This is a genomic window from Streptomyces sp. NPDC050738 (assembly GCF_040654175.1).
Taxonomy (GTDB): Bacteria; Actinomycetota; Actinomycetes; order Streptomycetales; family Streptomycetaceae; genus Streptomyces.
Genome location: NZ_JBFAHN010000003.1, coordinates 662,475 through 675,584 on the forward strand (window position 1 = coordinate 662,475; position 13,110 = coordinate 675,584).

The 13,110-nt window shown below is 70.8% G+C and carries 10 protein-coding genes and 1 riboswitch; of the genes, 6 read left to right on the forward strand and 4 right to left on the reverse strand.

What is annotated here, in order from left to right; translation table 11 throughout:
• Positions 1-55 precede the first annotated feature (55 nt).
• On the forward strand, positions 56-1,450 hold the full coding sequence (locus tag AB0H78_RS11265) for an SWIM zinc finger family protein (RefSeq protein WP_363234012.1): 1,395 nt from the start codon (positions 56-58) through the stop codon (positions 1,448-1,450).
• 10 nt (positions 1,451-1,460) lie between these two features.
• A complete protein-coding gene (locus tag AB0H78_RS11270) occupies positions 1,461-3,035 on the forward strand; it encodes a DUF5691 domain-containing protein (protein WP_363234013.1) in 1,575 nt (524 codons plus the stop codon).
• A gap of 47 nt (positions 3,036-3,082) precedes the next feature.
• On the opposite strand, the gene AB0H78_RS11275 is transcribed toward AB0H78_RS11270, so the two are convergent.
• A complete protein-coding gene (locus AB0H78_RS11275) occupies positions 3,083-3,496 on the reverse strand; it encodes a cobalamin B12-binding domain-containing protein (protein ID WP_363234014.1) in 414 nt (137 codons plus the stop codon).
• 265 nt (positions 3,497-3,761) lie between these two features.
• Here AB0H78_RS11275 and AB0H78_RS11280 point away from each other — a divergent pair, with 265 nt between their 5' ends.
• On the forward strand, positions 3,762-4,601 hold the full coding sequence (locus AB0H78_RS11280) for an alpha/beta fold hydrolase (RefSeq protein ID WP_363234015.1): 840 nt from the start codon (positions 3,762-3,764) through the stop codon (positions 4,599-4,601).
• A gap of 239 nt (positions 4,602-4,840) precedes the next feature.
• Entirely contained in the window at positions 4,841-6,205 is a 1,365-nt protein-coding gene (locus AB0H78_RS11285) for a M23 family metallopeptidase (protein WP_363234016.1), read from the forward strand.
• Between the two features lie 10 nt (positions 6,206-6,215).
• Here the strand turns inward: AB0H78_RS11285 and pcrA are convergent, their stop codons facing one another.
• The gene (gene pcrA, locus AB0H78_RS11290) at positions 6,216-8,651 is read right to left on the reverse strand and encodes a DNA helicase PcrA (protein ID WP_363234017.1); all 2,436 of its coding nucleotides are present in this window, start codon (positions 8,649-8,651) and stop codon (positions 6,216-6,218) included.
• Between the two features lie 240 nt (positions 8,652-8,891).
• Positions 8,892-9,037, forward strand: a riboswitch (cyclic di-AMP (ydaO/yuaA leader).
• Positions 9,038-9,045: 8 nt separating this feature from the next.
• Between pcrA and AB0H78_RS11295 the strand changes: the two genes are divergently transcribed.
• Complete coding sequence (locus tag AB0H78_RS11295) at positions 9,046-10,185, forward strand: NlpC/P60 family protein (protein ID WP_363234018.1); 1,140 nt, start codon at positions 9,046-9,048, stop codon at positions 10,183-10,185.
• 23 nt (positions 10,186-10,208) lie between these two features.
• On the opposite strand, the gene AB0H78_RS11300 is transcribed toward AB0H78_RS11295, so the two are convergent.
• Positions 10,209-10,562, reverse strand: coding sequence for a hypothetical protein (locus AB0H78_RS11300; protein ID WP_363234019.1), 354 nt, complete (start codon positions 10,560-10,562; stop codon positions 10,209-10,211).
• A gap of 328 nt (positions 10,563-10,890) precedes the next feature.
• On the opposite strand from AB0H78_RS11300, the gene AB0H78_RS11305 reads away from it, so the two are divergent.
• Complete coding sequence (locus AB0H78_RS11305; RefSeq protein WP_363234020.1) at positions 10,891-11,934, forward strand: NlpC/P60 family protein; 1,044 nt, start codon at positions 10,891-10,893, stop codon at positions 11,932-11,934.
• On the opposite strand, the gene AB0H78_RS11310 is transcribed toward AB0H78_RS11305, so the two are convergent.
• Positions 11,898-13,034, reverse strand: coding sequence for an alpha/beta hydrolase-fold protein (locus AB0H78_RS11310; RefSeq protein WP_363234124.1), 1,137 nt, complete (start codon positions 13,032-13,034; stop codon positions 11,898-11,900). The two genes, AB0H78_RS11305 and AB0H78_RS11310, sit on opposite strands and share 37 nt — an antisense overlap.
• Positions 13,035-13,110 lie beyond the last annotated feature (76 nt).

Consider the following 13,110-nt stretch of genomic DNA (forward strand, 5'->3'; position numbering starts at 1 on the left):
CGCTCTGACCTGCGGCGACGGTCGATTGTCAGTGGCGGCCCGTAGCGTTCCCACCATGAATCAGCAGGGGGTGCGCTGGACTGCGGATCAGGTGCTGGCACTGGCTCCTGATGCCGCGTCACGCAAGGCGGGAAGCAGGCTCGGTTCGGCCGGGCCGTGGTCGGAGACGGGGTGTGGCGGCGGGGACGGCCGGGGGGCCGTGTGGGGAGAGTGCAAGGGGAGCGGGAGCACGCCGTACCGGACCGTCGTGGACACGGCCGGGGTGGCGTACAAGTGCAGCTGCCCGAGCCGGAAGTTCCCGTGCAAGCACGCGCTGGGGCTGCTGCTGCTCTGGGCGTCCGACGAGGAGGCGGTGCAGGAGGTGCAGGCGCCGCCGGAGTGGGCCGGCGAGTGGCTGGAGGGGCGGAGGAAGAAGGCCGAAGAGGCGCAGGCAGCACCGGATACGGCCACTGCCACCGCCGATCCGGAGGCGGCGAGACGCAGGGCCGAGCGGCGGGCGGAGCGGGTGACCGCGGGAGCCGTGGAGCTGGAGCAGCGCCTCGATGACCTGCTGCGGGGCGGGCTCGCCGCCGCCGAGCAGGCGGGGTACGGACTCTGGGAGGAGACGGCGGCCCGGATGGTCGACGCCCAGGCGCCCGGACTGGCAGGGCGCGTCAGGGAGTTGGGGGCGATACCCGCCTCCGGGGCCGGGTGGCCGGTGCGGCTGCTCGAGGAGTGCGCGATGCTGCATCTCCTCGACCGGGCCTGGCTGGGTCGCGAGCAGCTGCCGGAGCCGCTGGCCGCCACGGTGCGTACGAGAGTGGGGGTGCCGGTCGCCGCCGAGGGGGCTGCGGTCAGGGACCGCTGGCTGGTCCTCGCCCAGTACGACAGCTCGGACGGCAGGCTCACCACCCGCCGGATATGGCTCCACGGGCGGGAGTCGGGGCGCACGGCACTGGTCCTGGACTTCGGTGCGGCGGGCCGGGCCCCCGGGGTGGCCCTGCCGGTCGGCCTGGAGCTGGACGCCGAACTGACTGCGTATCCGGGGGCCGGGCAGCTGCGGGCGGCGCTGGGCGAGCGCTTTTCCGGCCGGGGGTCCGGGGGTTGCCCCCCGGAAGAACACAGCGGTGTGGCGGGCGGGGCGGACGGTCCGCCGGCCGGGGTGCGGGCCGCCGATGCCGTCGCCGCGTACGGACGGGTGCTGCGGGACGACCCGTGGGCGGAGTCCTGGCCGGTGACGCTGGCTGAGGTCATACCCGTCCCTTCCGGGGACAGCTGGCAACTGGCCGACAGCGACGGTCGGTTGGCGCTGCCCATCGCGCCCGACGCGCTGTCCCGCCCCGGACTGTGGACGCTTGTCGCTCTGTCCGGGGGCGGCCCCGTCACCGTCTTCGGCGAGTGCGGGCACCGGGGTTTCACACCGCTCACGGCCTGGGCGCCGGACGGGACCGACGCGGTCCCACTGACCTGAAGGGGGTTGCATGACCACGACCACTGCCACATCGACCTGGGAAGATCTGGTCACATCGGCGCTGCTCGGCACCGACCGCAGACCCGCACCCGACGGTGTCACCTCGCTGCTCGACGCCGCGGCCCTGCAGACCGTACGACGCCGGGCGGGCCTGCGCCCTGCGCCTGCCAGCGCACCTCCCGAACCCGCGGCGCACGACCCGCGGCCCGCGTTGCCCGCACCCGCACGGCGGCGCCTCGCCCAGTTGCTCGCCGACCGCAGCGGACCGTCCGGGTCGGGCGGGCGCCGCGGCACGACCCCCGATCTGACCGAGCTGCTGCCGCAGTGGCTCGCCGCCGCAGGCCTGCACGGCTACCGGTCGCCTGCCTCGCTGCTGCCCGCACTCCTGGACGCGGCCAGAGCGCGTACGGATCTGCGCCCACAGGCTCTGGCCTTCGCCGGGCCACGGGGACTGTGGCTGGCCGGGCTCAATCCGGAGTGGAAGTTCGCCCTGCGGGGTGCGGTGTCGTCAGGGGGTGGGGCCGCGCTTCCGCCGCCCACGGACGGCGTCGCCGTACAACACCTCTGGGAAGAAGGGCTGTTCGCGGAACGGGTCGCCCTTCTCGTCTCCGTGAGAGCGGCCGCACCGGAGGCCGGGCGCGCACTGCTGGCCGCCACCTGGTCCACGGAGCGGGCCGAGGACCGGCTGATGTTCCTGGACTCGCTCCGCACGGGTCTCTCGGACGCGGACGAGCCGTTCCTGGAGCAGGCGCTCTCCGACCGCAGCCGCAACGTCCGCTCCACGGCGGCCGAACTGCTCTCCGCGCTGCCCGGATCCGCGCTGGCCGGGCGGATGGCGGTGCGGGCGGCGACCTGCGTCAGCCCGGACCGCACGGGAGGCGACGCGGGGATCGTGGTGGAGGCGCCGCACGAGTGCGACGCGGCGATGCAGCGCGACGGCGTGGCGCCGGTGCCACCGTCGGGCCGGGGTGAACGGTCTTGGTGGCTGGGGCAGTTGGTGGAATCCGCCCCGCTGTCGGTCTGGTCGGGCCGGTTCGGTGGCCGGACACCTGAGCAGATCACCGGGCTCGCGGTGGCGGACGACTGGGGCGAGGAACTGCACGCGGCCTGGTGCCGGGCCGCGGTGCGGCAGCGGGACGCCTCGTGGGCGCGGGCCCTGCTCGGCGGCCCTGGCACGGCATCGCTCGCCGAGCGGGCCAAGCTCCTCGCCACGCTCCCTGAGGACGAACGGGCCACCTGGGTGGCCGAGTTCATCGCGGCCCACGGCCTGTCCGAGGCGTTCCAGCTGCTGGGGGTCTGCGCGGTGCCGTGGTCGGGTCCACTCGGGCGGGCGGTGGTGGACTCCCTGGAGATCGCCCGGGACGCGGGAAGCTACCCCTGGAGCTTCAGCGGGGTGATGGGCCTGGCGGAGCGCTGCATGGACCCCGACGAGGCGAGCCGCTTCGAGGTGCTGGCCGCGCTGCCCGACGAGGCGGAGGGCGCGTCGCCGGGGGCCGGGGGCTACTGGTCGGAGGCCTTCCAGCGCCTCGTGTCCACGCTGCGGCTGCGCGCGGCGATGCTCACGGAGCTGGCGGGGCCGGGGTGACTTGGGGGCTCGGCCCCCGCACCCCCGCTCCTCAAGCTCCGGAGGGGCTAGGCGCCCGCCGGCTGGCGGACGTTGGCGTGGACCCAGTCGACGATGGAGGCGGTCGTCGCGCCGGGCGTGAAGATCTCCGCGACGCCCTTCTCCTTGAGCGGCGCGATGTCCGCCTCGGGGATGATGCCGCCGCCGAACACCTTGATGTCCTCCGCGTCCCGGTCCTTCAGGAGCTCGATCACCTTGGCGAAGAGCGTGTTGTGGGCGCCGGAGAGGATGGAGAGGCCGATGGCGTCCGCGTCCTCCTGGATCGCCGTGTCCACGATCTGCTCGGGAGTCTGGTGGAGCCCCGTGTAGATGACCTCCATACCGGCGTCGCGCAGCGCCCGCGCGATGACCTTGGCCCCGCGATCGTGGCCGTCGAGCCCCGGCTTGGCGACCACCACGCGGATCGGACCCTCGACACCCATCACTGCCTCCATGCACACGAAGTGAACGAACGTTATCGACAGCATCCCGCAACCCGCCGTTTCACGGTGGTCGGGGAGGGGGAAATCACACCTGGGACATGTATCGGGGAGCCGCAGACGAGGTCGTCGCACCACCGCGCCGTCAGCCGCGCGGCACGGTGGTGCGACGGCCGACATCTTCGTTCCGTCGTACGTCGTACGGCTTCCCATGAGGGCACACGGGGGACAGAGGCGTCCCCGCGCGTGCCGTTAGGGAGGTCGGCCCATGCGGGTCATGCCCTTCTTTCTCCTTCCGCAGTGTCTGCTGCGCCGGATGCGTTTCTCCTCGGCCCTGCTGAGATCCACCGCCCTGGAGCTCGCGATCCTCGCCGGGCATCTGCTCCTCTATCCCGCCGGGATCGCCACCGAGCGCCGGGACGACACCGAGCACGCCGCCGACGAAGCGGCGCAGCTCGCGATCTCGGCCCCCGACCGGCCGCCCGTCGTACTGCTCCACGGCTTCGTGGACAACCGCTCCGTCTTCGTCCTGCTGCGCCGCTCCCTGGCCCGGCACGGCTGGCGCCACCTCGAGTCGCTCAACTACTCGCCGCTGACCTGCGACATCCGCGCCGCCGCCGAGCTGCTCGGCCGCCATGTGGAGGAGATCTGCGCCCGCACGGGACACCAGCAGGTCGACATCGTCGGGCACAGCCTGGGCGGCCTGATCGCCCGCTACTACGTACAGCGCCTCGGCGGCGACGCACACGTGCGCACCCTGGTCACCCTCGGCACCCCGCACGCGGGCACCCACATCGCCCTGCTCATGAGCGCGCACCCGATCGTGCGCCAGATACTCCCCGGCTCCTCGGTGATCGAGGAGCTGCGCAGGCCGGCGAGCGGCTGCCGCACCCGTTTCGTCAGCTTCTGGAGCGATCTCGACCATCTGATGGCGCCCGTCGAATCGGCCTGCGTGGAGCACCCCGACCTGATCGCGCAGAACGTCCGGGTCAGCGGTATCGGGCATCTCGCGCTGCCCGTCCACCCGGCGGTCGCCGCCGGCATCCGCCAGGCGCTGGACGTGACGGAGACGGAGGTCGGCGCGACAGGGTCGGTTTCGGTGGCCTGAGAACCGCCCGGGACCCCGCCCGAGGACCCCAAAAATCCGAACGCGCATCGAACGCCGGGCCAAAGCTCTGCCCAAAGACCGCCGAAAGGCGGCCGAATGCCCGTTTCCCGACGGCCCGGAACCTGCCGAAGATTGTCGTCGCCGCATACTGCCGGGTACAGTCGCGCCACTGCTTTCCTGTGAGTTACCTACAGACTCATGCGACGCAAGGTCCTGCTGCCTAGGCGAGAGAGACGTTGGTGAACGACCAGCAAACCCACGCCGGGTACGTCGGATATGACGCCTATTCCACGGGCAGTTACGAGACCGACCCCCTCTTCGGCAGTCTCCCCGGCACGGCGGCGTACGACACGTCGCAGACCGGGCAGTACGACACCACCCAGTGGGACACCGGCGCCCAGCAGCAGTACGGCTACGACACCACCGGCCAGTGGCAGACGCAGACCCAGGTCCCCGCCCAGGCCGTCGCGTACGACAGCTACGACACCACAGGGCAGTGGGACGCATCGGCCTGGAACCAGACCGGGCAGTACGACACCACCCAGTGGGACACCGGCGCCCAGCAGCAGTACGGCTACGACACGGGTGTGTACGACGCCACCGCCTGGAACGACACCGGCGCAGCCCCCGCGCAGCCGGATGTCACCGCGGAGACCGGCCAGTTCAGCGCCACCGAGTTCGCGGAGTTCACCGCGTACGCGGCGCCCGAATTCGCAGAGCCCGAATTCGCAGAGCCCGCATGCGCGGAGTCCGAGCCCGAAGCCCCCTCCGCCGAGGCCCCCGAGCCCGCGGAGTTCGCCGTGGCCCCCGACGCCTCCACACCCATGACCCCTTCCCCCCGCCGCTCTTCCGGCGGCGGCAGCCGGGGCCGGCGCCGTACCCCCGCGAAGCGCTCGGCACTGATCAGGGTCGCCGTGCCCTCCGCCTGTGTGATGGGCGTCGCCGGGATCGCCGCCGCCTCCGTCACCGGGCTCGGCTCGGCCTCCTCCGACGACAGCACGACGACGCAGGCCGCGGCCGACCCCTCGTCCGTGCAGTCCGTCGCCGCCAACACCAAGGTCGACACTCAGCTCGCCAACCTCAGTCACGAGGCCGACGACTTCGCGGACCGCGCCAGCCGCACCCAGGAGCGCCTCGACCTCAAGGAGCGTCAGGCCGCCGCGAAGGACAAGGCGGAGAAGGAGGCGGCGGCGAAGGAGGCCGCCCGCCCCAAGTACCTCCTCCCGGTGAAGCAGAAGGGCCTCAGCGCCTATTTCGGCCAGGCCGGCGTCAACTGGATGTCCGTCCACACCGGCATCGACTTCCCCGTCTCGTACGGCACCCCGGTGTCGTCCGCGATCGACGGCACGATCCGCACCCAGTGGAACAACGCCTACGGCAACATGGCCATAGTGACGGGCGCCGACGGTACCGAGACCTGGTACTGCCACCTCTCCAGCACCAAGATCCGTTCCGGTTCGGTGAAGGCCGGCGACGTCATCGCGTACTCGGGGAACTCCGGAAACTCCACCGGGCCGCACCTCCACTTCGAGGTACGACCCGGCGGCGGTTCGGCGATCGACCCGCTGCCGTGGCTCCGCAGCCACGGCCTCGACCCGACGTAAGCCGTAGCGACTACAGCTTCTCGACCGGCGCGTACCGCAGCAGCAGCTTCTTCGGGCGCTCGTCCCCGAAGTCCACCGTCACCTGGGCGTCCGCGCCCGTCCCGGTCACCTGCATGACCGTGCCCAGACCGAACTGGTCGTGGGTGACCCGGTCCCCCACGTGCAGCGTGATCACCGGCTTGTCGCTCGCACGCCGCGTGGCGAAGCCCGTGGCGCCACCGCTGCCGCCCCGCGCACGCGAGGAGGACAGCGACGCGGCGATCCCCGACGTCGGCCCCGCCGGAGCCGCCATCGCACCCGTCCGCTTCCACTCCAGGTGCTGGGCCGGGATCTCCTCCAGGAAGCGCGAGGCCGGGTTGTACGAGGGCTGGCCCCAGGCGCTGCGCATCGTGGAGCGCGTCAGATACAGCCGCTCGCGCGCCCGCGTGATCCCCACGTACGCGAGACGCCGCTCCTCCTCGAGCTCCTTGACCTGCCCCAGCGCGCGCATGTGCGGGAAGACCCCGTCCTCCATGCCCGTCAGGAACACCACAGGAAACTCAAGGCCCTTGGCCGTATGGAGCGTCATCAGCGTTATGACGCCGGAGCCGTCCTCGTCCTCGTCCGGGATCTGGTCCGAGTCGGCGACGAGCGCGACCCTCTCCAGGAACTCGGCGAGGGTGCCCGCGCCCTCCTCGCCTGCCGCCGAGCGCTCCTGCTCGAACTCCAGGGCCACGGCGGCCAGTTCCTGGAGGTTCTCGATACGGGTCTCGTCCTGCGGGTCGGTGGATGCCTGCAACTCGGCGAGATAGCCGGTCCGTTCGAGCACGGCCTCCAGTACGACGGCCGGTCCGGCCCCCGACTCGACGATGGTCCGCAGCTCCTCCATCAGGACGTTGAACCGCTTGACGGCGTTCGAGGAGCGGGCCGCCATTCCGTACGCCTCGTCGACCCGGCGCAGCGCCTGCGGGAAGCTGATCTTCTCCCGCAGCCCGAGCGCGTCGATCATCGCCTCGGCGCGCTCGCCGATCCCGCGCTTGGGTACGTTCAGGATGCGGCGCAGCGGGACGGTGTCCTCGGGATTGGAGAGGACCCGGAGGTACGCCAGGATGTCCCTGACCTCCTTGCGCTCGTAGAAGCGCACCCCGCCGACGACCTTGTACGGGAGCCCGACCCGGATGAAGATCTCTTCGAAGACACGGGACTGGGCGTTCGTACGGTAGAAGACGGCGACGTCCGATGCCTTCGCGTCGCCCGCGTCCGTGAGCCGGTCGATCTCCTCGGCGATGAACTGCGCCTCGTCGTGCTCGGTGTCCGCGACATAGCCGACGATCTTCGCGCCCTCGCCCGCGTCGGTCCACAGGTTCTTGGGGCGGCGGCTCTCGTTGCGCTCGATGACGGCGTTGGCGGCGGAGAGGATCGTCTGCGTGGAGCGGTAGTTCTGCTCCAGGAGGATCGTCGTCGCGTCGGGGTAGTCCTCTTCGAACTGCATGATGTTGCGGATCGTCGCGCCTCGGAAGGCGTAGATCGACTGGTCCGCGTCACCGACGACGCACAGCTCGGCGGGGGCGGGGCCCGACCCCACCAGCTCCTTGACCAGCGTGTACTGGGCGTGGTTGGTGTCCTGGTACTCGTCGACCAGGACGTGGCGGAAGCGCAGCCGGTAGTGCTCGGCGACGTCCGGGAACGCCTGGAGCAGGTGCACCGTGGTCATGATGATGTCGTCGAAGTCGAGGGCGTTCGCCTCGCGGAGGCGCCCCTGGTACATCGCGTACGCCTCGGCGAGGGTCTTCTCGAAGCCGTCGGCGGCCGTCGAGGCGAAGGTCTCCTCGTCGATGAGCTCGTTCTTGAGGTTGGAGATCTTGGCGCTGAAGGCCTTGGGCGGGAACTTCTTGGGGTCCAGGTCCAGATCCCGGCAGACCAGGGCCATGAGCCGCTTGGAGTCCGCGGCGTCGTAGATCGAGAACGACGACGTGAAGCCGAGCTTCTTCGACTCGCGGCGCAGGATGCGGACGCACGCGCTGTGGAAGGTCAGGACCCACATGGCGTGGGCGCGCGGGCCCACCAGATTCTCGACGCGCTCCTTCATCTCGCCCGCGGCCTTGTTGGTGAAGGTGATCGCGAGGATCTGGCCGGGGTGGACGCCGCGGGCGCCCAGGAGGTGCCCGATGCGGTGGGTGAGCACCCGGGTCTTGCCGGAACCCGCGCCGGCCACGATGAGCAGCGGGGACCCGGAGTGCACGACCGCCGCGCGCTGCTCGGCGTTCAGGCCGTCGAGGAGCGCGGCGGGGTCCACGGCGGGGCGGGGGGCGCCGTCGCGGTAGTACGCGTCACGAGGCGGCCCGTCGAAGGCGCCGCCGAAGAGGTCGGCGGGGACCTCCTCGGGGGCGTGGTCCTCGGGGGGCGGAGGCGCGTCCTCGGTGGGCTGGAGGTTCGCCAGGAAGCTGTCGTCAAAGAGGCTGCTCATCGTCCACCGAGTCTAGGCCGGACCAGTGACACTCCGGGTCGGTATCCCCGGCCCCCGCTCCTGTAGCGGCCGGAGACCGCTTTCGGGAGGTCCGTCCCGCAGGTCACGAAAATGTATCGGGCATATCGAACATCAGGCTTCCCACCCGCCACAGGAGGCCGCTACCGTGCTCGCTCAGGTGGCCGTACCCCCACCGGCGAACCGCGCCGGAGCGCGCCGCCGCGCCGAGTCCGCTCTGCCGCACGACCTGCGTCGTACGGCAGTTGGAGCCGGGGACCCACCAAGCACCACCGGGGTGAATCGGTCCGTACCCCCAAAGGACCGTAGGGCGCCTTCCGAAGCCCGAACCCGACAGCTAACCCGGTAGGCGGTCCACGGAAGGAACACGCCTGCCTTGGCAGACCACCGCAAGCCGCGTACCCGAATACGCGCAGCCGTACCCGCCGTATCGCTCACGACCGCGGCACTCGCCTCCGTCTCGCTGCTCACGCAGAGCGCGCAGGCCGCGCCCGCGCAGCCGAAGCCGAGCATCGAGGACGTACAGAAGAAGGTCGACGACCTCTACCGGCAGGCCGGCACCGAGACGCAGAAGTACGACCGCGCCAAGGAGTCCACCGCTCTGCAGCGCAAGAAGGTCGACAAGCTCCTCGACGCCGTGGCCGCACGCACCGACCAGCTCAACAAGTCGCGGCGCGAGCTGGGGCAGTACGCGGCAGCGCAGTACCGGGGCGGCCCGCTCGCCACCACCGCGAACCTGCTGCTCGCCGACGACCCGCAGTCGTACTTCGACCAGAACCAGGCCATGAAGCAGCTGTCCGCGCAGCAGACGCACGCGGTCGACGACTTCGAGACGCAGCAGAAGGCGGCGGCGAAGCAGCGCGCCGAGGCGACCACGCAGCTGGAGACGCTCACCACCGCGCAGGCGGATCTGAAGGCCACCAAGGGGCAGGTGCAGTCGAAGCTCGCCGAGACGCGGGAGCTGCTGTCGAAGCTGACGGCGGAGGAGAAGGCACGGCTGGCGGCGCTGGAGAAGGCGCGGCAGAAGGCGGCCGCGAAGAAGGCGGCGGAGCTGGCGGCCAAGCAGGCGGCGGCGGAGAAGGCCGCGAAGGAGGCGGCGGCGAAGGAGGCGGCGTCAGGCGGCGGCTCCGGCAGCGCCTCGGGTTCGTCGTCCTCGGGTTCGTACGCGGCCAAGGCCGCCAAGGTCCTCGACTTCGCCCGCGACCAGATGGGCAAGCCGTACGTCTGGGGCGCGACGGGCCCCAGCTCCTACGACTGCTCGGGCCTCACCCAGGCCGCCTGGAAGGCCGCCGGCATCGACCTCCCGCGCACCACCTGGGACCAGGTGAAGGTCGGCAAGCGCATCGCGACGGCCGATCTCCAACCCGGTGACCTGGTCTTCTTCTACGACGACATCAGCCATGTCGGGATCTACATCGGCGGCGGCAAGATGATCCACGCACCGCACACCGGCGCGAATGTCCGCGAGGAGTCGATCTACTACATGCCGATCTACGGCTCGGTGCGCCCGGCCTGACTCACGCCGGGCTCACCTCAGCCTCACGTCCACAGCACCGCGATGAAGATGTTGGCCACGGTCAGGCCGCCGACCGCACCGAACAGCGCCTTCTCGACCTTCTCCTCGTCACGCTTGACGTAGACCAGGCCGAGAATCACGATCAGGACCGCCAGCTTGATGCCGATCTTGACGTTGTTGACCGTGTGGTCGTCGGCCTGGTTGAGGCCGACCAGCGCGACCCCCGTGACCAGCATCGTCAGCGCCCCGTGCAGCATCGCGGGCACGAAGCGCGCCGTGCCCGCGCCCATCGCCTTCATCTGGGTCAGGAAACCACCGAGCAGCGAGGCGATGCCGATGATGTGCAGGCCCACGAAGACATTGATCAGTACGTCCATGGGCCAGACCCTAGCCACCCCTTGACACCATCTTTCACTCAGGTCGTGCGCATTCACCGGTCACAGCCGCTCACTCCATGACCAAAATGAACCACTTCAAGGCAAACCAGCGCTTTCGCGCAACCTCAGGTTTAGCGTCCTTCTCCAGGTGACCGGCTCCCCACCGCCGTCCCGTCCGATCCGCAGGAGAAGGGCCGGACGACTGTCGGTCACCACCGCCGAAAGAACCGGCGGCGGCCCGCTCCCCCTGTGCGGGCCGCCGCCGGACGCGCGTCACGGACGTGACGCGCGGATACGGACGTCATACGGAAGGACGTGACCCGCCCTCGTGGCCGCTCACCGAAAACCCAAGCAGCGCCCGCTCACCGGCCCCGCCGCCCGCACCGCGGCCACCCTCGCGATCGCCACCGTGGCATCGGCCACCGCCTTCGAAGGCACCGGGCACGCGGAGCCGAACCTCACCCCCGCTCAGGTCAAGGCGAAGGTCGACAAGCTGTACCAGGAGGCGGAGGTCGCCACCGAGGCGTACAACGGCGCCAAGCAGAAGACCCAGGCCACCCAGAAGGCCATCTCCGCGCTGCAGGACGAGGCCGCCCGCAAGACCGAGACCCTCAACGCCGCCCGGCGCCAGATCGGGCAGAGCGCGGCCGCCCAGTACCGCACCGGGGGCATCGACCCGACCGTGCAGGTGCTGCTCTCCTCGGACGCCTCGCAGTTCCTGGACCGGGCCGCGATGACCGACCAGCTGGGCGCGCGCCAGAGCGCCGATATCGATGACATTCGGCACCAGATCGGCCAGATCGACCAGTTGCGCACCACCGCCGACACGCGTTTCACCCAACTCCGCACCGACCAGGCGGACTTGAAGAAGCAGAAGACAGCGGTCCAGGCGAAGATCCGCGACGCGCAGGCACTCCTCGACCGGCTCAGCGCCCCCGAGCGCACGAGTTACGAGAGCGCTGCCGCCGCCCCCGCCTCGGCCGCCAGCCGGTCCGTGGCCCGCTCCTCGGCCGTGGCCCCCAACTCCCGTGCGGCGCAGGCGGTCTCCTTCGCGTACGGCGCCCTCGGCAGCCCCTACGTCTGGGGCGCGACGGGCCCGAACGCCTTCGACTGCTCAGGCCTCACCCAGGCCGCCTACCGCTCGGCCGGCCTCTCGCTCCCCCGCACCACCTACACCCAGATCAACGCCGGGCAGCGCGTCACCCAGTCCCAACTGGCCCCCGGTGACCTGGTGTTCTTCTACTCGGGCATCAGCCACGTGGGACTGTACGTGGGCGGCGGCCAGATGATCCACGCCCCGCACCCCGGCGCCCCCGTCCGCCTCGCGCCCATCGATCAGATGCCCTTCGCGGGTGCGGTCCGTCCCGGGTAGGACGCCAACTGCAGGGTCAGCCACCGGAACACACCGGGCACCTGCGCCCTCCACACCGAGGTCACATGCGCCCCCGCGACGCCGACCTGCACACTGGTGGGCGACTTGGCGGCCCGCTGCAGGGCCAGACCGTCCAGATACCCGTCGTGCTTGCGCCCCGTGACGAAAAGGGCGACGTGCGGCGGGATCTTGGCGTGCTTCAGGATCCACAGCGGATTGTTCACCTTGCGCAGCTGCGGGTCCTTGGCCGTGATGGAGTCCTTCTCGGCGGCCGGGTCGTTGTAGCCGGACAGGCCGACCGCCGCGCGGTACCGGTCGGGATGCGCCAGCGCCAGCTTCACCGCACAGTGCGCACCGGCCGAATACCCGGCCACCGCCCACCCCTTGGCCCCGGTCTGGGCCCGGAAGTTGTCGGTCACCATCTTCCGTACGTCCACACTCAGCCAGGAGTCGGCGTTGACGATGCCGGGCACATTGGCGCACCCGGCGTCCTGGCCCGACAGCACATTGGTCCTCGGCTGCACGAGGATGAACGGTGCGATGTCCCCCCGCTTCATCCGGGACGCCAGCTGCGTGTTCACATGCAGGGTCCCGAACCACGACTTGGGGGACCCCGGGTAGCCGCCGAGCAGTTCGACCACGGGGAACTTCCGGTTCCGGTAGGCCGGGTCGCTGTACTGCGGCGGCAGCCACACGTACACCTCGCCCTTCACCTTCGACACGGGCCCGTGCAGCTGGGTGACCTTCACCCCGCTGCCCATCCGCCCGTCGTGCACCGCCTTGAACTCCTGGCGGGTCACCGGCTCGTTGGCCATCTTCTTGCCGCCGAGGCCGTCGTCCCCCAGATTCGGCGCGGCCTCGATGTGGTTGCCCGTGCCGAGGAGATCGGCCCAGTTGTCGTAGAGACCGTTGCTGTTGTTCACCGCCACGAACACGGTCATCACGGCCGCGGCCTGTGCGAACACGAGCATCACCAGCCGCGCCCCGCCCCGCACCGCCGCAGGGCCGCGGACCCGGCTCCACAGCACCAGCGGCAGCACGACGGCCACCACGGTCAGGACGATGGTGGTCAGGAAGAAGGGTGTCCCCGTCAGGCTCATCACGCCGGGGAAGATGCCCTTCCGACCCTGCGGGTTACCCGCTTTGCCCGGTTTTTACGTCGTACCGTACGGCGCG